Raw genomic sequence first — 19,315 nt, forward strand, 5'->3', positions numbered from 1 at the left:
CGGTCGAGGCCGAAAAGCTGTTCGAAAACCGGTGATCCCCGGCGACGGGGCCCGACGACCCGCGGACGAAAGGTGCAATGACAATGAACGACACGCCCCCTGGCGGAACGGCTCTCACCGGCCCGGTGCTCTTCATCGGCCTCGGCCGCATGGGCGCGCCCATGGTGCGGCAGCTCACCGCCGCCCACCCCGTGCTCGTGCACGACGCCGACCCCGAGGCCGTCGCCCGCGTGGCGCAGCTGCCCGGGGCCGAGGCCGTCGCCGACCTCAGACGCCCGCCGCAGGGCCTCGGCGCGGTGATCCTCATGCTGCCGAACAGCGCGATCGTCGAGTCGGTGCTGCTCGGCGCGCCCTCGGAGGGCGGATCCGGCCTGCTCGGCGCGCTCCGGCCGGGCACCCGCATCATCGACATGAGCTCGTCGGAGCCCGAGAGCACGCAGCGGCTGCACGCGCTCGCGAAGGCAGCCGGCATCGACTACGTGGACGCGCCCGTGTCGGGCGGCGTCGCCCGGGCCGAGACCGGCGAACTCTCGATCATGGTCGGCGCCGAAGACGACGCCTTCGCCGCGGTGAGGCCGCTGCTCGAGCGCATGGGAAGCGCGATCGTGCACGTCGGCGGCCCGGGATCCGGGCACGCCGCGAAGGCGATCAACAACATCCTCTCGGCGAGCAACCTCGTGTCGGCCGCCGAGGCGCTGCTCACGGCCGAGCGCTTCGGCATCGCCCGAGCGACGATGCTCGACGTGATCAACCACTCGACGGCCCGCAGCCAGGCCAGCGAGGTGAAGTTCCCCCGGCACATCGAGACGGGCGCCTACGACAGCGGCTTCTACTTCTCGCTCATGCTCAAGGACATCGGCATCGCGAGCACCCTCATCGAGCGGTACGGGCTCAGCGCCCCGAACCTGCTCGAGGCCAAGCGGAGCGCCGAGGCCGCCTTCGGGCTCTTCGGCGATGAGAGCGTCTCCGGAGGCCCCCTCGATCACACCGAGCTCGCGCGGTACGTCGAGGTGAAGAACTCGGACCCGGCGTGACCGGGCCGACACGCCGGCGGGGCGCTCCGCCGGCCGAACCGCAGTACCACCAGAGACCGCAGCATCATCAGAGACGAAGGAACAGGAAATGACGGACGATCCGCAGGCATACATCAACGACATCGCGGAGAAGCGCGGGTACGTGCTCGACTACCACAAGGTGATGGCCAAGAACGACTTCCCCGTGCTGCAGGCGGCGAACCACGTGGTGTCGGCGGCGTACCTGGACGAGCGGCTGCTCGACCGCAAGACCAAGGAGCTCATCTTCATCGTGAGCCTCACGGTGATGCGGGCGTCGAAGGGGCACATCCAGTCCCACATCCGCGTGGCGCTCGACCTCGGGCTGTCGGCGCAGGAGATCCTCGAAGCGATCGAGATCGCACTTCCGGAAGCGGGCATCGTCGCCTTCCAGGCGGGCGTCGAGGCATGGCGGGAGGTCGTCGGCGCCGAGGGCGTCGAGCCGCAGGTCAGCGTGCACGAGGGCGGCTCCGGCGTCTGAGCCCCCGGGACCGAGCGAGGCGCGGCCGCGGCGGAGGTGATCCGCCGCGGCCGCGCGGTCGTCTCCGGGCCGCGGCGAGAGGATCCGACCCGGGCATGCGGCGGCGCCCCGAGCGCGGCGGGATCCGCGGCTAGCGCATCGCGCGGTTGAGCAGCTGTCCGAGATGCAGTCCCTCTGTCGCGCCGAGCTGGTCGGCCTGCGTGCGGCAGGAGAGGCCGTCGGCGAGGAAGACGGTCGTCTCGGCCTTCGTGCGCAGGGCGGGCAGGAGGGCATTCTCGGCGACCGCGACCGACATCTCGTAGTGGCCGGCCTCCATGCCGAAGTTGCCCGCGAGCCCGCAGCACCCGGCGAGCGTCTCGACCTCCGCCCCGAGCAGCCGCATGAGCTCGACGTCGGTGTCGAAGCCCATCACCGAGTACTGGTGGCAGTGCGGCTGCACGAGCACCCGGGTGCCCGTCAGGTCGATGCGTACGTGCGTCCCCGAGCGGTGGCGCAGCAGCTCGGCGAGGGTCCTCGTGCGCTCGGCGACGGCCGCGCTCCGCGGGTCGTCCGGCAGCAGCTCCAGCAGATCGGACCGCAGCACCGCGGTGCACGAGGGCTCGAGGCCGAGGATCGGGATGCCCTGCTCGGCGTAGGGCGCGAGCTCGTCGAGCAGGCCGGTCAGCCGCTTCTTGGCGCCGTCGAGCTGACCGGTGCTGATCCAGGTGAGCCCGCAGCAGACCGGAGCGGGGATGATCACCCGGTAGCCGGCCCGTTCGAGCAGGTTCCGAGTCTCGGCCATGATCTCGGGGGAGAAGTTGTTCGAGAAGGAGTCGGCCCAGAGCACCACCGCGTCGCCGCTCGGCGATCCCGCCCGATCGCGGGCGGCTCTCCGCGCACTCGTGAACGATCGCTTGAATCTCGGGATGCTGCGCCGGGTGTCCATGCCGCCGAGCTTGAGCACCAGCTTCTCGAGGCCCGGCACGCGGAGCGCGGCGTTCGCGAGCGGAGCCGCCGGGGAGGAAAGCTTCGCCCAACGGGGCAGCCATCCCAGGGTGTAGTGGCTCACGGGCCTGATACGGCCCCGGTACTTCTGGTGCTGCACCTCCGACTTCAGTGCGGCCATGTCGACCCCGGCCGGGCAGTCGAGCGAGCACGCCTTGCACGAGAGGCAGAGGTCGAGGGAGTCGGCGACCTCGGGTGAGGTCAGCCCGCCCACGAACGTGCCGTTCGCGGCCTCCTGCAGGATCCTCGCCCGCCCCCTCGTGGAGTCCTTCTCGTCACGGGAGGCCTGATACGACGGGCACATGAACCCGCCGTTCTCGCCGTTGTCGGCGCGGCACTTGCCGACGCCCACGCAGCGGTGCGCGGCGCGGCTGAGGTCGCCCCCGTCCTCGAGCAGCGCGAGGCCCTGGGCGAAGATCGGCGCCGCCTGAGGCCTGCGCAGATCGGAGGTGAGCGGCAGCGGATCGATGATGACGCCGGGGTTCAGCAGGTTCTGCGGGTCGAACTCGTCCTTGAAGCGCGACATCAGCGTGAGCGCTCGGGGCGAGTACATGTACTGCAGCAGTTCGCCGCGCGCGCGACCGTCGCCGTGCTCTCCCGACAGCGACCCGCCGAAGCGCGTGATCAGCTTGGCGGCGTCGTGCATGAAGTCGTGCAGCACGTCCCCGCTCTGCTCGAGCGGGAAGCTCAGGCGCACGTGGATGCAGCCGTCGCCGAAATGGCCGAACGGCATCCCCTCGATGCCGTAGCGCGCGCAGAGCTCGTCGAACTCCGTCAAATAGTCCCCGAGGTGCTCGGGCGGCACCGCGGCGTCCTCGAGGCCCGGCCAGGCGGGGACGCCGTCGGGCGTGCGCCCGGCGAGGCCGACGCCGTCGGCTCGGATGCGCCACATGGCCTGCGCCTCATCGCGCGACGGGACGACCCTGAAGTGCGACGTGCCGGAGGCGTCGAGGAACGAAGCGATCGCGGCGTCGACGTCGGCGACCGTCGAACGGTCGATCTCCACGAACAGCCAGCCGTCGCCGGGCGGCAGCTCGGGCACGCGCACGCCGGCGCGGTGTCTCAGCACCGACTCGAGCAGGCGCCGATCCATGCTCTCGATCGCGATGGGGCGGTGCGGGATCATGTGCACGACCGAGCGCGCGGCGGCCACCATGCTCGGGTATCCGAGCACGATGAGCACCGGATCGCGGGGCGCCTCCACGAGCTTCACCGTGGCCTCCGTGTAGAGACCGCAGGTGCCCTCGGTACCGACCATCGCCTTCGTGAGATCGCGACGGTTCTCGGGGAGCAGGTGCTCGAGGGAGTACCCCGAGACCTGCCGGGCGAACCGCCCGAACTCGGTGCGGATGGTCGCGAGCTCGGACTGCACGAGATCCTCGAGAGTCGAGGGGAGCCCCTCCATCCGCCCCGTCTCGAAGACGCGCCCCCGGCCGTCGACGAACGAGAGCGAGTGCACGTTGTCGGCGGTCTTCCCATAGTGGAGCGCCCGCGGTCCGCAGGCGTTGTTGCCGATCATGCCCCCGATCGTGCAGCGGGTCGCAGTCGACGGATCGGGCCCGAAGCGGAGACCGTGCGGCAGCGCCGCCCGCTGCAGCTGAGAGAGCACGACGCCCGGTTCCACCCGCGCGAGGCGCGCTTCCGGGTCGAGCTCGAGGATCGTGTTCAGGTGCCGCGACGTGTCGAAGACGATGCCGGATCCGACGGCGTTGCCGGCCACCGAGGTTCCGGCGCCGCGGGCGGTCAGCGGCACCCCGTACGTGCGCGACGCCTCGGCCAGCAGCTCGATCTCGTCGGAGTGGCGGGGGAACGCGACGGCCTCGGGCACCACCCGGTAGTTCGACGAGTCGCTCGAGTACTCGCCCCGCCTGCGCTTCGAGCGGTCGACCTCGACGCCCGAGCGCTCGAGGAACGCGTACGCCTCGCTCGTCGCTGCGGTCATGCCCGGCGCTCTTCCGCGGCGGAGGTGCCCCCGGTCGCTCCGCTCCCGCCCGCGCCGAGGTCGATCATGTCGGCGATGTGCTCGGCGATCGCCATCGATGAGGTCGCGGCCGGGGAGGGCGCGTTGCGCACGTGGGTCACGCACCCCGATCGCTCGATGACGAAGTCCTCCTCGAGGGCGCCGTCCGAGCGCATCGCCTGCGCCCGCACGCCCCGCGTGCCGGGCAGCAGGTCCCGGCGCTCGATGCCGGAGATGAAGTCTCTCGACTGCCGCGCGAAGGCGCGTCGGGTGTTGCCCTCGAGCTGCTGGACCGCGCTGCGGATGTTGCGCGCGGCGAACCTCCAGAACGCGCCGGTGCCGGCGATCTGCAGGCTGTCGCGCAGCGAGAACGAGAGGCTCGAGTAACCCTCCCGTCGGAAGGACAGGAAGGCGCTCGGGCCGACGAGCACGCGCCCGTCGATCATGCGCGAGAGGTGCACGCCGAGGAAGGGGAACGCCGGATCCGGAACCGGGTAGATGAGGCCCTTCACGAGGTCGGCCTTGGGCTGGGCGAGCGTGTAGTAGCTGCCGGCGAAGGGCACGATCGCGGGGAAGCGGCCGCCGCCCGTGGTCTTCGCGATGCGGTCGGACTGCAGGCCCGCGCAGACGATCACCCGGTCGAACGCGAGCCGCTCACCGCCGACCTCGACGACGGCCCCGCTGTCGGATCCGGTCACGCCCGTCACCCGCGCGCCGAATCTCAGCTCGGCGCCGCGCTGCTCGGAGAGGTCGAGGAGCTTGCGGGTGATGGCGGCGTAGTCGGTGATGGCCGTGGTGGGGGAGTGCAGGGCCGCGATGCCGTTCGCGTGCGGTTCGACGCGGCGGATCTGCTCGAGGGTGCGCAGGATCTCGATGCCGGGCACGCCGTTGGCCCTGGCGGTCTCGGCGATCTGCTCGAGCCGGTGCACCTGCGCCTCGTCGGTCGCGATGAGCAGCTTGCCGCACTCGTCGTAGGGCAGCCCGTGCTGCTCGGCGAACGCCTTGACGAGCGCGACCCCCCGGCGCGTGAGCGTCGCCTTCAGGCTGCCGGGCGTGTAGTAGAGGCCGGCGTGCACGACACCGGAGTTGTGCCCCGTCTGGTGCAGCGCGGGCGCGCTCTCCTTCTCGAAGAGCGTGAAGGAGCAGTCCGGATGTCGCTCGGTCAGCAGGTGCAGGAGCGCGGCGCCGAGAATTCCCCCGCCGACGATACCTATGGAGGTTGACATGATCCGAAACCGATGCTTTCTGTGTCTATAGTGGGTGTTCATGGAGAAGTTCGTCTTTGGGGAAACCGCATCGAACAGTCTCGTCGGCGTCATCCGTCAGGCGATTCTGAGCGGACGCTTCTCACCGGGCACGCTGATCTCGACGAGCGCGCTGGCGAAGGAGCTGGGGGTCTCGCGCACGCCGGTGCGGGAGGCGCTGCTCCAGCTTGCCCAGGCGGGAATGGTGCAGTTCGAGAAGAACCGGGGCGCCCGCGTCGTGGGCACCTCGATTCCCGAGCTGATCGGCGTCTTCCAGGTGCGGCTGCTGCTCGAGGTGCCGCTGATCGCGCGCGCCGCGCAGATCGCCACGGGGTCCGATTTCGCCGAGGTCGAGCTCATGCACGAGAAGATGCAGCGGGCTTCCGAGAACGCCGACTACGACGAGTTCCTGAGCGCGGATCGCGATTTCCACCTCGCTCTGCTGCGCATCGCCGACAGCCCGAGAGCCGTCTCGATCGTGCAGGATCTCCGCAACGTGGTGCTGACGCGCGGGGTGGGCACGGTGCCGAACAGCCGCTCCACCCACGACATCATCGGCGAGCACGAGGCGATCCTCACGGCCGTGAAGGCGGGGGACCCGGCCACGGCTGCGGCCGCCACCCGTCGACATATTCTCAGCACCGCATATCTGCTGATCAACCAGGAGAGCAAGGGCCAGGAGGAGTACAGCCGCGAACGCGTGGCCGAGCTGCTCGACTGGGTCGGCAAGAGCGAGTTCCCGAGCTGACGGCTCCGTCATGAGTCTCACCACCGCTTTCTGAAATCGCCCCTCTGATCGACGTGGGATACATCTTCACACGATTTGCATGTAACATGCAATAAGCAATGCAGCACGCCCGTGTCACGCCTCGCGCAGGCCCGGGTCCCCGTATCGATGAACCGAGGAAGGATCAGAGAATGACGGATCAGAAGGGCTTCGCGGGTCGTCTGACCTCGTACGGCGACCCCGGTTTCTCGAAGTATCTGCGCCGGGCGTTCCTGTCCTCCGCGGGGTACGACGCCGAGGATCTCGAGCGGCCGATCGTGGGCATTCTGAACACGACCTCCGACTACACCACCTGCCACCGGGACATGCCCCAGCTGATCGAGGCGGTCAAGCGCGGGGTGCTCGAGGCGGGCGGGCTCCCGTTCGTGTTCTCGGCGATGTCGCTGGGGGAGATCCTGACGAACCCGACGACGATGCTCTTCCGCAACCTCATGGCGATGGAGGTCGAGGAGCAGCTCGGCAACCAGCCGATGGACTCGGTGGTGCTGCTGGGCGGCTGCGACAAGACGGTGCCGGCAGAGCTCATGGCCGCCGTCTCGAGCGACATCCCCTCGATCGCCCTCGTCGTCGGGCCCATGATGACGGGCAACTGGCGCGGCGAACGCCTCGGGGCGTGCACCGACTGCCGCCGCATGTGGGCCGACTACCGCGGAGCCGGCCTCGACGCGGAGGAGATCGCCGAGGTGACCCAGCAGCTCTGCCCCACGTCGGGCACCTGCATGGTCATGGGCACCGCCTCGACCATGGCGTGCGTGACCGAGGCCCTCGGCCTCATGCTGCCGACGGGGGCGACGGCCCCGGCCGTATCGAGCGACCGGCTGCGCCTCGGCGTGCGGACGGGTCGGGAGGCCGTGCGACTGATCGGCGACCCCGTCACGCCGCGCGAGATCCTCTCGGAGGACTCGTTCCACAACGCGATGACCGTGCTCTCCGCGATCGGCGGATCGACGAACGCCATCATCCACCTCACGGCGATCGCGAGGCGCATGGGCATCCGGCTGACGCTCGAGGACTTCGACCGAGTGTCGGCCGCGACGCCGCTCCTCGTCGACTGCAAGCCCGCGGGCAAGGGATACCTGCCCGACATGCACATCGCCGGGGGAGTGCCGGCGCTGCTGGCCGAGCTGAAGCCGCTGCTCAGGCTGGACGCGAAGACGGTCACCGGCAAGACGCTCGGCGAGCTCATCGAGTCGGCGACGAACGACACGCGCTGGCAGACGACGATCCGCACGCTCGACGAGCCGCTCGGCGACCCCGGGGCGCTCGTGGCGCTCAAGGGCTCGCTCGCGCCCGAGGGCGCCGTGCTGAAGGTGGCGGCGGCATCGGGGCGCTTCAACACGCACCGGGGGCCGGCGGCGGTGTTCGACTCGCAGGAGGATCTGGAAGCGCGCATCGACGACGAGTCGCTCGGATTGACCGAGGACCACGTCATCGTGCTGCGCAACATCGGCCCCGCGGCGGCGGGCATGCCGGAGGCCGGATCTGCGCCCATCCCGCAGTACCTCGCGAAACAGGGGGTGCGCGACATGGTGCGGATCAGCGACGGACGCATGAGCGGCACGTCGTACGGGACCGTCGTGCTGCACGTCGCGCCCGAGTCGTCGAAGGGCGGGCCGCTCTCGCTGGTGCGCGACGGCGACCTCATCGAGCTCGACGTCGAACGGCGGGTGCTCGATCTGCTCGTGGACGAGCAGGAGCTCGCACGCCGCACGCCCTCCGAGCCGAGGGCGATCGGGCGGGAGCGCGGCTACCGCAAGCTCTACCACGACAACGTGCTGCAGGCTCCGGAGGGCGCAGACCTCGGATTCCTCGTCGCCGACTGAGTGCGACCGGCGCTCGCGATCCCAGCCGCGGCGGGCGTCGGGCGCCGCGCAGGCGCGAGACGGGGTCCGCGGCTACGCCCGCGCCCGCGCCTCGATCACGTGGAAACCCTTGTCGCGCCCCGCGCGCGACACCTCGAGCCCTACGAACTCGGCCGCGATCCAGCGCTGCAGCGAGTCGGCCCCCAGGTGCTTCGCGACCACGAGATAGGCAGCGCCCCCGGGCAGCAGACGGGGGAGCCACGCGGCGAGGATCCCGTGCAGCACCTCCTTGCCGACCCGGATCGGCGGGTTCGACCGGATCTCGGCGAAGCCGAGGCCGCTCGGCACCTCATCGGGCGCCGCGACCCGCACGTTGCCGAGGCCGAGGCGGGCGGCGTTCTCGCGGGTGAGCTCCCGCGATCGCGCGTTCACGTCGACCGCCCAGACCTCGCGCCCGGGGGCCTCGATGGCCGCGTCGAGCGCGATCGGCCCCCACCCGCAGCCGATGTCGAGCACGGCGCCCTCCGGCGCCTCCTCGAGGCCCGGTACCGTGCGCAGCAGCACCTCCGTGCCGCGGTCGAGGCGGTCCGGGCTGAAGACGCCGCCCGCGGTGAGCACGGCGTGCGGGGAGCCGCCCAGCACCGCCTCGATCTCGCGGGGGCGGTAGTCGCCGACGGGGGCCTCGGAGAAGTAGTGCTCGGTCACCCACTCAGTATCCCAGGCGCGAGGAGCGGCCGTGGCAGGCCGGTCCTTCGGATCGCGCCGATGCCTCGGGCCGGGATCCGCGTCCTCGTCCGAGATATCGGCGAGCCCCGAAGCACGGGCGGGTGCGGGGGATCGCGCTGTGGGCGAACGGCCGACACGCGCGGGATGATCCGACGTACACTGGAGGCCAGATGACAGAACGCTTCACAGAAGAATCAGACCTCGCACTCGACGACGTCGTCGTGAACGGCGAAGCGGGCCGCGGTGCGAAGAGCGCGCAGCGCTCCGACCGCGCCGACTCCGCGAACGCCGCGTCGCAGGCCGACGCCTCCGAGGCACCCGCCGCAGGCGACGAACCCGGTGCTTCCGCGGCCCGGAGCGGCGCCGATTCCGGCACACCCGATGACGACTCCCACGCGGCCGACAGCGCCGATCCGCTCGAGCGGCTGCTCGCACGCGCCGCGCGCGGCGGCTCCGCGACCGTGATCCGCGACGCGGCGGCGCGCTCCGGCGGCCTCGGCGTCGACAACCTCACCGGCGGAGCGCAGGCACTCGGCGACGAGGTGCACGACCGGCTCGCCGAAGACCTCGAACTCATCCGACTCGAGCGCGAGGAGCGGGCGTCGCTCACGCGCGTGGCCGGCCTCTCGACCGAGCTCGAAGACGTCACCGAGGTCGAGTACCGGCAGCTGCGCCTCGAGAACGCCGTGCTCATCGGCGTCTACACGGGCTCCGCCCGACACGGGCTCGAGGAAGCCGAGAACTCGCTGCGCGAGCTCGCCGCACTCGCCGAGACGGCGGGCGCCCGCGTGCTCGACGGCCTGCTGCAGCGCCGGGCGCACCCGGACCCCGCGACCTATCTCGGCAAAGGCAAGGCGCAGGAGCTCGCCGAGCTCGTCGCCGCCGTCGGCGCCGACACGGTCGTGGCCGACACCGAGCTGGCCCCGAGCCAGCGCCGAGCGCTCGAAGACGTGGTCAAGGTCAAGGTGATCGACCGCACCGCGGTGATCCTCGACATCTTCAGCCAGCACGCGAAGAGCCGCGAGGGCAAGGCCCAGGTCGAACTCGCTCAGCTCGAATACCTGCTGCCGCGCCTGCGCGGCTGGGGAGAGTCGATGTCGCGGCAGGCCGGCGGCCAGGTCGGCTCGGGCGGTGCGGGAATGGGCTCCCGCGGCCCCGGCGAGACCAAGATGGAGCTGGACCGCCGCAAGATCCACACCCGCATGGCGAAGCTGCGCAAGCAGATCGCCGGTTTCGCCCCCGCCCGCGACGCGAAGCGCGCGAACCGCAAGCGGGGCGAGGTGCCGTCGGTCGCGATCGCCGGCTACACGAACGCGGGCAAGTCGAGCCTGCTGAACCGTCTCACGGGCACGCAGGAGCTCGTGCAGAACCAGCTCTTCGCCACACTCGACACGGCCGTGCGCCACGCCGAGACGGCCGACGGGCGCCGCTTCACCTACGCCGACACCGTCGGCTTCGTGCGCAACCTGCCCCACCAGCTGGTCGAGGCGTTCCGGTCGACCTTCGAGGAGGTGGGCGAGGCCGACGTGATCCTGCACGTGGTCGACGGGTCGCACCCCGACCCCGCCGCCCAGCTGCGCACCGTGCGCGATGTGATCGCCGAGGTCGACGCGCAGGGCATCCCCGAGATCGTGGCCTTCAACAAGGCCGATCTACTCGACGAATCGCAGCGGCTCGTGCTGCACGGCCTCGCCCCCGACGCCGTGTTCGTCTCGGCGCGCACCGGCGAGGGCGTCGAGGAGCTGCGGCGCCGGATCGACGCGGCGCTGCCGGTTCCGGATCGCGAGGTCACCGTGGTGGTGCCCTACGACCGCGGCGAGCTCGTGGCCGAGCTGCACGAGCGCAACCGCGTGCTGTCGACGGAGTACGTCGAGCAGGGCACGCGGGTGCGCGCCTACGTGACGGGCGAGATGCTCGCGAAGCTCGACCCGTACCTGGCGTAGGCGGAGCCTTCGGGGCGGACGCCGACTCGAAGGCTGTAACACTTCGTAGTTCATACAGCGCAACATGCGCACTCCACGTCGGCGGTGCGGGATAGCGTGTGGGTGACCGGGCGCGGATCGCACCCGGTCGCGCACCCCACGTTCCCGAACCGAAGGACCCGCATGTCCGCAACGACGCCCCTGCCCAACGCCACGATCCTCGGGTACCCGCGCCTCGGCCGCCGCCGCGAGCTGAAGCGGGCCATCGAGTCCTACTGGAAGGGCAGCACGAGCGAGGGCGAGCTCCTCGAGACGGCTCGGGAGCTGCGCGCCGCGACCCGCTCGCGCCTCGTCGAGCTCGGCCTGCCCGCAGCGGGCGGCGCGGTGCCCGAGAGCTTCAGCTTCTACGACCAGGTGCTCGACGCGACGCTCGCGCTCGGCGCGATCCCGGGCCGCTTCGCCGACGTCGCGGCGCGCGAGGGCGCGAGCGACCTCGACGTCTACTTCGCGCTCGCGCGCGGCGACAAGGACCACCAGCCGCTCGAGATGACCAAGTGGTTCGACACGAACTACCACTACAGCGTTCCCGAGATCGACGAGCGCACCCCGTTCGCGGCGAACGCGGCCTCCCTCGTGGCCGGCGTCGCCGAGGCCGCGCAGCAGGGCGTCGAGCCGCGCCCCGTGCTCGTGGGCCCCGTCACCTACCTGCTGCTCGCGAAGGCCTCCGACGACGCCGGCGAGGGCTTCCGCCCCATCGATCGCCTCGACGAGGCGGTCGCGGTCTACGCCGAGCTGCTGAGCGCGCTCGCCGCCGCCGGCGCCTCCTGGGTGCAGCTCGACGAGCCCGCACTCGTCTCCGACTCGCTCTCGGTGCCGCGCGAGCAGACCCTCGCGCTCGTCGAGCGGGCGTACGGCGCGCTCGGCGCGGCGCCCGCGGCGCAGCGTCCGCAGATCCTGCTGACCGCGCCCTACGGCGACTCCTCCGGCGCGCTCCTGCGCCTTGGCGCGCTGCCCGTCGAGGCGGTGCAGGCCGACCTCGTGCGCGGCACACTGCCGATCGAGGCCCACGACTCCGGCGAGCTCGCGCGGGCGTTCGAGGGCACGCAGCTGGTCGCCGGTGTCGTCGACGGCCGCAACATCTGGCGCACCGATCTGCGCCAGTCGTTCGGCACCGCCGAGGCTCTGCAGCGCTCGGGCATCGCCGTGGTCGTCGGCACCTCCAACAATCTCCAGCACGTGCCGCACGACGTGAACGACGAGACCAAGCTCGACGAGCGCCTGAAGTCGTGGCTCGCCTTCGCCGACCAGAAGGTCGAGCAGGTGGCGATCCTCGCCCGCGGCCTCTCCGAGGGCTCCGCTGCCATCGAGGCCGAGCTGGCCGAGGTCGACCGGGTGCTCGCGGACCGCGCATCGGCCCCCGGCGTTCGCGTCGACGGCGTCCGGGATCGCGTCTCCGCCGTCGGCGAGGCCGATCGCAGCCGCGCCTCCGAGGGCGACCGCCGCGACGCGCAGAGCGCGCTCGGCATCCCGAGCCTCGCGACCACCACGATCGGCTCCTTCCCGCAGACCACCGAGATCCGCAAGGCCCGCGCCGCCTTCACGCGCGGCGAGATCGACCAGCAGGCCTACGACGGCTTCCTCCGCGAGGAGATCGAGCGCGTCATCCGGCTGCAGGAGCAGATCGGGCTCGACGTGCTCGTGCACGGCGAGGCCGAGCGCAACGACATGGTGCAGTACTTCGCCGAGCTGCTCGACGGCTTCGCGGTCACCGAGCACGGCTGGGTGCAGTCGTACGGCACCCGCGCCACCCGCCCCTCGATCCTGTGGGGCGACGTCTCGCGGCCCGCCCCCATGACGGTCGCGTGGTCGGCCTACGCGCAGTCGCTCACCGATCGCCTCGTCAAGGGCATGCTCACGGGCCCCGTCACGATCCTCGCCTGGTCGTTCGTGCGCGACGACCAGCCGCTCGCCGACACCGCGAACCAGGTGGCGCTCGCGCTGCGCGACGAGATCGACGATCTCGTCGAGGCCGGCATCAAGATCGTGCAGGTCGACGAGCCGGCGCTGCGCGAGCTGCTGCCGCTCGACGCCGACCGCCAGCCCGCCTACCTCGACTGGTCGGTGGGGTCGTTCCGTCTCGCGACGAGCGGGGCGGCCGCCGAGGTGCAGATCCACACCCACCTCTGCTACTCCGAGTTCGGCGAGATCATCGACGCGGTCGACGGCCTCGACGCCGACGTGACCTCGATCGAGGCGGCCCGCAGCCGCATGGACGTGGTCGAGCCCCTCGGTGATCACGGCTACTCGCGCGGCATCGGCCCGGGCGTCTACGACATCCACTCGCCCCGCGTGCCGAGCGTCGAGGAGCAGACCGAGCTGATCCGCATCGCCGCGAGCCGCATCCCCGGCGAGCAGCTGTGGGTGAACCCCGACTGCGGGCTCAAGACGCGCGGCTACGAAGAGACCGTGGAGAGCCTCACGAACCTCGTGCGGGCGGCTCAGGCGGTGCGCGAAGGAGCGGTGTGACGCTGCCCGACTCGCGGGCGCCGCAGCCCGGTGCGGCGGCGCCCTGGCCGAGCGATCGGCTCCCCACCGAGCCCGTCGGCTCGCTGCCGCGCCCGGCGCGGCTGCAGCGCGCGGTGCTCGACGCCGAGACGGGGCTCGCCTCGCAGGCCCAGCTGCGCGCCGAGCAGGATCTCGCGGTGCGCGACACCCTCGACCGCCTGGCGGCGACCGGCTCGCCGATCATCTCCGACGGCGAGCAGCGCAGGCACAGCTTCGCGAGCTATCCGCTCGGCACCGACGAGGTCGAGGAAGGGCCGGTCTTCGCGGTGTTCGCCGACGGCCACCACCGGGTGATCCCGAGCCTCGCAAGCGCACCGTTCGCCTTCCGCGCGTGGGCCGCCGATGACGTGTCGGCGGCTCGCGAGCTGACCGACCTGCCGCTCAAGCAGGCCGTGATCTCGCCGTCGATGCTGTCGCTCATGGTGCCCGATGCGGGCCTCGGCGACTACTCGCGCGACGACTTCCTGAACGACGTGGTCGACGGCTGCGCCGACGACATCGCGCGCTGCTTCGCCGCGGGCGCCTCCCGCGTCACGATCGACTTCACGGAGGGGCGCCTCGCGCTGCGCCGTGATCTGCGCGCCCCGTGGGCCGGCCCCGAAGCGCTGGGAGGCTTCATCGAGCTCATCAACCGGGTGCTGGATCGCCTCGAGCCGCGGCAGCGCGCCGCGGTGGGCGTGCACACCTGCCCCGGCAACGACAACGACTCGGCGCACAGCGCCGACATCGACTACGCCGAGCTGATCCCCGAGCTGTTCCAGATCGAGGCGGGGTACTTCCTGGTGCAGGCCGCGGGGGAGAAGGATCCGGATCGTGTCGCCCGTCTCGTCGGCGGTCAGCTGCGCGGACGGGCATCCCGCGGGCGCGCCCCGCGCGTGCTCATCGGCGTGACCAACCCCACCCATCCGAGGCTCGAGACGGCCGAGCAGATCCGCGACCAGCTCGTGCGGGCGGCGCGCTTCGTGCCGCCCGAGCTGCTCGGCTCTACCGACGACTGCGGGTTCTCGCCCTACCTCATCGACGAGAAGCCGCGGCACGGCTCGCCCGACTTCGCCCGCGACGTGGCCTTCGCCAAGATCGCCGCTCGGGTGCGGGGCACCGAGCTGGCGTCCGAGGCCCTGGCGGGAGCGGCGTCGTGAGCCCGCTGCCGCTCGCGGGCAGCGCGCCCACCCGCGCCCGCTTCTCCTTCGAGGTGTTCCCGGCGCGCAGCGGCGCCGCCGCCCTCGCCCTCGGGCACGCCGTGCAGCACCTCTCCGCAGCCGGCCCCGACTTCATCTCGGTCACCTACGGGGCGAACGGGTCCAACCGCGACGCGTCGCTCGACCTGCTGAAGTACCTGCGCGATCACACCGACGCACTGCCGCTCGCACACCTCACCACGGTCGGTGAGAGCCGCGATGCGGTGCGCGAGACGATCCACCGCATCATGGACGCCGGCGTGCACGACTTCCTCGCCCTGCGCGGCGACCCGCCGCGGGGGCTCGACGAGCACGACCCTGCGGTGACGGGATCCCTGTCGTCGCTCGAGCTGGTCGATCTGGTCGCCGAGGCCCGCGCCGAGCGACCGCCGCTCACGAGCGTCGGGCGCACCGCCGTGGCCGCGTACCCGAACGGGCACCCGCTGTCGCGATCGCGTTCGCAGGACATCGAATGGCTCATCGAGAAGCAGGAGGCCGGCGCGCAGTTCGCCGTCACGCAGCTCTTCTTCCGGGCCGAGGAGTACCTCGGCTTCGTGGGCGACGCCCAGAGCGCGGGGCTGCGGATCCCCGTGCTGCCCGGGCTCATGCCGGTCTCGACGAGTGCGCAGCTGCGCAAGGTCGCGTCGCTGGCGGGTCGCCCGGCCCCCGAGGGGCTGGAACGGGCACTCGAGGAGGCCGGGGGATACGCGCCCGAGCTGGGCGTGGAGCACACGGTCGACCTCGCACGCGCGCTGCTCGCCGGGGGAGCCCCGTCGGTGCACCTCTACACCTTCAACCGGCACGAGCAGGTGCTGGCCGTGCTGCGCGAGCTGCAGCTGCTGACGCCGGATCCGATCGGCTGAGGGTACGGCAGCGCCGGGCGCTCCCGCGGCGTTCGGCCGCTCGCCACCGCGTGCCGACGCCGGGCCGGGGGCGGCCCCGGCCCGGCCTGCGCGATCAGACGGAGCGGAAGACCGCGACGACGCGGCCGAGCACCTCGGCGTGGTCGCCGAGGATCGGCTCGAACGCGCTGTTGCGCGGCAGCAGCCACGTGTGGCCGTCGCGGCGGCGGAAGACCTTGACGGTCGCCTCGCCGTCGAGCATCGCCGCGACGATGTCGCCGTTCTCGGCCTCGCGCTGCTGGCGCACGACCACAAAATCGCCGTCGCAGATCGCCGCATCGATCATGGAGTCGCCCACCACGCGCAGCATGAACAGCTGGCCGTCGCCCACGAGCTGCCGGGGGAGCGGCACGATCTCCTCGACCTGCTGGTCGGCCGTGATCGGCACGCCCGCGGCGATCTGCCCGACCAGGGGCACGTAGGCGGCTTCCTCGACCTGCTGCGCGGGGGCGTCGGCGATGGCCGCGCTCGTGCTCGCCAGCTCGACGAGGATCTCGAGTGCTCGGGGCCGGTTCGGATCGCGGCGGATGTACCCGCCGAGCTCGAGGCGGCTGAGCTGGTGGGTGACGCTCGAGAGCGAGGAGAGCCCGACGGCGTCGCCGATCTCGCGCATGCTGGGCGGGTAGCCGCGAGTGTCGACCGAGCGCGCGATGCACTCGAGGATCGCCTGCTGCTTCTCGCTGAGGGGCTTCCGGGAGTGGGGAGCGTCGCTCATCGCTGTCCTTTCCGAGGCCCGAGGGCGGTGGCGGGAGGGTCGGATCCATGAATGTCAGTGGTTGCTGATTCAGTGATGCCGTTGCTCGAAACCATAGCCGCTGCATTCGAACACCGCCAAACAAGTGTTCGAGTGTCGCGGAAAAGATCGAAACATGTGTTCGAAGATCTTGCTTGCGGTTTCGATTCATCGAAGATATATTCGAAACAGATGTTCGCCCCGATGTGATACTCGCGGCGGCGCGGAAGAACAGGAGAGACCACCATGAGCGCACAGGCGGTTCTGCAGCACGAGTCGTACGAGGTTCGCCCCCCGAAGGCGAACGCGAAGCTGCGCCTCACGCGTCGCGGGCGAGTGGTCTTCGGATCGCTGGCCACCGTGATGGTCGCGGGCCTGCTCGCGCTGGCGGCGACGTTCGCGGGCCCCCAGGCCTTCGCGTCGGAAGAGGGCGCTTCCGGCCAGCAGTTCCACTACGTGGTCGTGCAGCCCGGTGCTTCGCTCTGGTCGCTCGCGACCGAGCTCGACCCCGAGGCCGACCCGCGCGACCTGGTCGCCGAGATCGTGCAGCTCAACCAGCTCGACGGCTCTGGCATCGAGGCGGGCGAGGCGATCGCGGTGCCGCTGCGGTACTCCGACAGCCCCGCGGTGTTCGGGGCCGACGAGCTCGATGCGTGAGGGTGTGAAGCCTGAGCGATCGAAGCGTGCGCGTTCGAAGGCGTCCCGGGCGCACCCACTAGGTTCCGACCCTGCGCGCCGGCCTCGCGAGCCGGCGGCGCCCCGGGGAGGTTCTAAACTGGTGCGGTGACCAGCCTGAGCGATCTCCCTCTCCGCGCCAACCTCGTCGGCAAGCAGCCCTACGGGGCTCCCCAGGATCCCGTGCCGGTGAGCCTCAACGTCAACGAGAACACGCATCCGATCCCCGAGCGCGTGGTCGCCGACATCGTGGAGTCGCTCGCGCAGGCGGTTCACGGAGTGAACCGCTATCCCGACCGCGAGTTCACCGAGCTGCGCGAGGCCCTGGCCGGTTATCTCGGCCATGGCCTGACCGTCGAGCAGCTGTGGGCGGCGAACGGCTCGAACGAGGTGCTGCAGCAGATTCTGCAGGCGTTCGGCGGCCCCGGGCGCTCGCTGCTGAGCTTCACGCCCACCTACTCCATGTACCCGCTGCTCGCCTCGGGCACCGACACGGAGTGGATCGCCGTTGCGCGCCCCGCCGACTACGCCCTCACCCCCGAGCTCGTGGTCGGCGCCCTGCGCGAGCACCGGCCCGACATCGCCATCCTGTGCGGCCCCAACAACCCCACCGGCACGCCGCTCGACCGCGAGGTGATCCTCGCCGCCTATGAGGCCTTCGACGGCATCCTCATCGTCGACGAGGCCTACCACGAGTTCGACGCGCAGCGCGAGAGCGCGGTCGCGCTGCTGCCCGGCCGCCATCGCCTGCTCGTCTCGCGCACCATGAGCAAGGCCTTCGCCTTCGCCGGCGTGCGCCTCGGATATCTCGCGGCAGACCCCGCCGTGATCGACGCCCTGCGCCTCGTGCGACTGCCGTACCACCTCTCCGCGCTCACGCAGGCCGCGGCTACCGCCGCCATACGCCACTCCGACGAGATGCTCGCCACCGTCGCCGACATCCGCGATCAGCGCGATCGGCTCGCCGCCGCACTCGTGCAGCTCGGCTACGAGGTGCACCCGTCCGGCGCGAACTTCCTGCTGGTCGGCGGCTTCGACGATCCGGCAGCGGTCTTCGAGTCGCTGCGCGCGCAGGGTATCCTGATCCGCAACCTCGGCATCGAGGGGCACCTGCGCATCACCGCCGGGACCGAGAGCGAGACCACCGCCGTGATCGAGGCGATCGCGGCGCTGACGCCGACTGCGCGCTGACGCCCGCCCTGCCGCGTGGACGGCCGCCTCGACGCGGAGAGCGTGCGCTTCAGATACAAGTGACAGCTATCTTCCGTGCGTGCGGATAGGATCGAGGCGATGTCTCAGCACGAACACGACGGCGCGAGCGACGCCGAGAACGCCCCGGGCGCGGGCGACGCCCCCACGAGCGAGGGCCTCGCCGCCGATACCGCGCAACGCGCCGACGCGTCGGGCTCGGTGTCGACCGCTCGGTCCGTCGAGGCCGGCGAACCGCTCCCCGCCGGGCCGGCCGAACCGGCGCCGGTCGCCGTCGCGGCGGCCCCGCGTCGGCGAGGGGCGGCCGAGACCCTCGACCGCCGCGCGCTCGAGCGGCGCTACCGCCTGATGCGCAACCTCGTCGTGCTGCTCGTGGCGCTCGTCGTGGTGCTCGGCGGCGTCTCGGTCTCGCAGCTCGTGCAGCTGCAGAGCGCGGAGACCGTCGGCGCAGCGGCCTCCGCGACCGGCGCGTCGGCCGAGGCGGGTGCCTCGGCGCAGCCCGGCGAAGCCGGCAGCTGCCCCGCGCCCGAGCGCCGCGAGCCGAACGACCCGATGGCGCTCGGCGACGTCGACGCCCCCGTGGTGATCGCCGAGTGGACCGACTTCCGCTGCCCCTACTGCGGCGTGTTCTCGCGCGACACCCTGCCGACGCTGATCGAAGAGTACGTCGACACCGGCAAAGTGCGACTCGAGGTGCACGACGTCGACTTCATCGACGGCGACGTCTCCGCGCGGGTGGCGGTGGCCGCGCGCGCGGCCGGGGAGCAGGATCGCTACTTCGAGTACCTCTTCGAGGTCTACGACGCGATGCACCAGGAGCGCCCCGAGATCACCGACTCGTTGCTCGTCGACTACGCGAAGCAGGCGGGCGTGCCCGACATCGCGCGTTTCACCGCCGACCTCGACAGCTCCGAGCTGCTCGCCGAGCTGCGCGCCAGCAGCGCGCAGGCCAAGCAGCTGGGCGTGGGATCGGTGCCGTTCTTCGCCGAGACCGACGGCTGCCAGGTGCTGCAGGGCGCGCAGCCGATCGAGCAGTTCCGCGGCTTCCTCGACAGCGCGGTCGCCGCTGCCGAGCAGGGCCGCGGCGAGTAGCGC

At 71.5% G+C, this 19,315-nt stretch carries 15 protein-coding genes; 11 read left to right on the forward strand and 4 right to left on the reverse strand.

Annotated elements, in window-relative coordinates:
- Positions 1-83 precede the first annotated feature (83 nt).
- Together H490_RS27545 and H490_RS27550 are read left to right on the forward strand one after the other, a co-directional pair.
- Positions 84-1,034, forward strand: a complete 951-nt coding sequence (locus H490_RS27545) for an NAD(P)-dependent oxidoreductase (protein ID WP_017884733.1) — start codon at positions 84-86, stop codon at positions 1,032-1,034.
- Positions 1,035-1,122: 88 nt separating this feature from the next.
- Positions 1,123-1,533 carry a carboxymuconolactone decarboxylase family protein gene (locus H490_RS27550; protein WP_017884734.1) on the forward strand — a complete coding sequence of 137 codons (411 nt, stop codon included), beginning with the start codon at positions 1,123-1,125 and terminating at the stop codon, positions 1,531-1,533.
- Between the two features lie 130 nt (positions 1,534-1,663).
- Here the strand turns inward: H490_RS27550 and H490_RS27555 are convergent, their stop codons facing one another.
- Both H490_RS27555 and lhgO read right to left on the reverse strand, forming a co-directional pair.
- Complete coding sequence (locus tag H490_RS27555) at positions 1,664-4,459, reverse strand: FAD-binding and (Fe-S)-binding domain-containing protein (protein WP_017884735.1); 2,796 nt, start codon at positions 4,457-4,459, stop codon at positions 1,664-1,666.
- Positions 4,456-5,703: an L-2-hydroxyglutarate oxidase gene (lhgO, locus tag H490_RS27560; protein ID WP_017884736.1), complete on the reverse strand. Its 1,248-nt coding sequence runs from the start codon at positions 5,701-5,703 to the stop codon at positions 4,456-4,458. Before lhgO ends, H490_RS27555 begins: the two co-directional genes overlap by 4 nt.
- A 40-nt stretch (positions 5,704-5,743) precedes the next feature.
- On the opposite strand from lhgO, the gene H490_RS27565 reads away from it, so the two are divergent.
- Complete coding sequence (locus H490_RS27565; RefSeq protein ID WP_017884737.1) at positions 5,744-6,469, forward strand: GntR family transcriptional regulator; 726 nt, start codon at positions 5,744-5,746, stop codon at positions 6,467-6,469.
- A 170-nt stretch (positions 6,470-6,639) separates the two neighbouring features.
- Positions 6,640-8,331, forward strand: a complete 1,692-nt coding sequence (locus H490_RS27570) for a dihydroxy-acid dehydratase (protein WP_017884738.1) — start codon at positions 6,640-6,642, stop codon at positions 8,329-8,331.
- Positions 8,332-8,403: 72 nt separating this feature from the next.
- On the opposite strand, the gene H490_RS27575 is transcribed toward H490_RS27570, so the two are convergent.
- Positions 8,404-9,015 carry a class I SAM-dependent methyltransferase gene (locus H490_RS27575; protein ID WP_017884739.1) on the reverse strand — a complete coding sequence of 204 codons (612 nt, stop codon included), beginning with the start codon at positions 9,013-9,015 and terminating at the stop codon, positions 8,404-8,406.
- A gap of 191 nt (positions 9,016-9,206) precedes the next feature.
- Between H490_RS27575 and hflX the strand changes: the two genes are divergently transcribed.
- The 4 genes from hflX (at position 9,207) to H490_RS27595 (ending at position 15,564) form a co-directional block, all read left to right on the forward strand.
- Positions 9,207-10,979: a GTPase HflX gene (hflX, locus tag H490_RS27580; protein WP_017884740.1), complete on the forward strand. Its 1,773-nt coding sequence runs from the start codon at positions 9,207-9,209 to the stop codon at positions 10,977-10,979.
- 162 nt (positions 10,980-11,141) lie between these two features.
- On the forward strand, positions 11,142-13,484 hold the full coding sequence (gene metE / locus H490_RS27585; protein ID WP_017884741.1) for a 5-methyltetrahydropteroyltriglutamate--homocysteine S-methyltransferase: 2,343 nt from the start codon (positions 11,142-11,144) through the stop codon (positions 13,482-13,484).
- Complete coding sequence (locus H490_RS27590; protein WP_017884742.1) at positions 13,481-14,662, forward strand: hypothetical protein; 1,182 nt, start codon at positions 13,481-13,483, stop codon at positions 14,660-14,662. The genes metE and H490_RS27590 overlap by 4 nt, the downstream gene beginning before the upstream one ends.
- Positions 14,659-15,564: a methylenetetrahydrofolate reductase gene (locus H490_RS27595; protein ID WP_017884743.1), complete on the forward strand. Its 906-nt coding sequence runs from the start codon at positions 14,659-14,661 to the stop codon at positions 15,562-15,564. Before H490_RS27590 ends, H490_RS27595 begins: the two co-directional genes overlap by 4 nt.
- Before the next feature lie 94 nt (positions 15,565-15,658).
- Here H490_RS27595 and lexA read toward each other — a convergent pair whose 3' ends face one another.
- Positions 15,659-16,318, reverse strand: coding sequence for a transcriptional repressor LexA (gene lexA, locus H490_RS27600; protein ID WP_017884744.1), 660 nt, complete (start codon positions 16,316-16,318; stop codon positions 15,659-15,661).
- Between the two features lie 264 nt (positions 16,319-16,582).
- Between lexA and H490_RS27605 the strand changes: the two genes are divergently transcribed.
- The 3 genes from H490_RS27605 (at position 16,583) to H490_RS0116280 (ending at position 19,312) form a co-directional block, all read left to right on the forward strand.
- Positions 16,583-16,993, forward strand: a complete 411-nt coding sequence (locus H490_RS27605) for a hypothetical protein (RefSeq protein ID WP_017884745.1) — start codon at positions 16,583-16,585, stop codon at positions 16,991-16,993.
- A 126-nt stretch (positions 16,994-17,119) separates the two neighbouring features.
- Entirely contained in the window at positions 17,120-18,202 is a 1,083-nt protein-coding gene (locus H490_RS27610) for a histidinol-phosphate transaminase (RefSeq protein WP_017884746.1), read from the forward strand.
- A 99-nt stretch (positions 18,203-18,301) separates the two neighbouring features.
- A complete protein-coding gene (locus H490_RS0116280; protein WP_017884747.1) occupies positions 18,302-19,312 on the forward strand; it encodes a DsbA family protein in 1,011 nt (336 codons plus the stop codon).
- Positions 19,313-19,315 lie beyond the last annotated feature (3 nt).

It is taken from the genome of Leucobacter sp. UCD-THU, from assembly GCF_000349545.1.
GTDB lineage: Bacteria > Actinomycetota > Actinomycetes > Actinomycetales > Microbacteriaceae > Leucobacter > Leucobacter muris.

Bases quoted from the DNA above. Each gene is read 5' to 3' on its own strand.
- H490_RS27565 (WP_017884737.1), top strand. From the start codon at position 5,744: ATGGAGAAGTTCGTCTTTGGGGAAACCGCATCGAACAGTCTCGTCGGC.
- H490_RS27545 (WP_017884733.1), top strand. From the start codon at position 84: ATGAACGACACGCCCCCTGGCGGAACGGCTCTCACCGGCCCGGTGCTC.
- H490_RS27605 (WP_017884745.1), top strand. From the start codon at position 16,583: ATGAGCGCACAGGCGGTTCTGCAGCACGAGTCGTACGAGGTTCGCCCC.
- hflX (WP_017884740.1), top strand. From the start codon at position 9,207: ATGACAGAACGCTTCACAGAAGAATCAGACCTCGCACTCGACGACGTC.
- H490_RS0116280 (WP_017884747.1), top strand. From the start codon at position 18,302: ATGTCTCAGCACGAACACGACGGCGCGAGCGACGCCGAGAACGCCCCG.
- metE (WP_017884741.1), top strand. From the start codon at position 11,142: ATGTCCGCAACGACGCCCCTGCCCAACGCCACGATCCTCGGGTACCCG.
- H490_RS27550 (WP_017884734.1), top strand. From the start codon at position 1,123: ATGACGGACGATCCGCAGGCATACATCAACGACATCGCGGAGAAGCGC.
- lhgO (WP_017884736.1), bottom strand. From the start codon at position 5,703: ATGTCAACCTCCATAGGTATCGTCGGCGGGGGAATTCTCGGCGCCGCG.
- H490_RS27570 (WP_017884738.1), top strand. From the start codon at position 6,640: ATGACGGATCAGAAGGGCTTCGCGGGTCGTCTGACCTCGTACGGCGAC.
- H490_RS27555 (WP_017884735.1), bottom strand. From the start codon at position 4,459: ATGACCGCAGCGACGAGCGAGGCGTACGCGTTCCTCGAGCGCTCGGGC.
- lexA (WP_017884744.1), bottom strand. From the start codon at position 16,318: ATGAGCGACGCTCCCCACTCCCGGAAGCCCCTCAGCGAGAAGCAGCAG.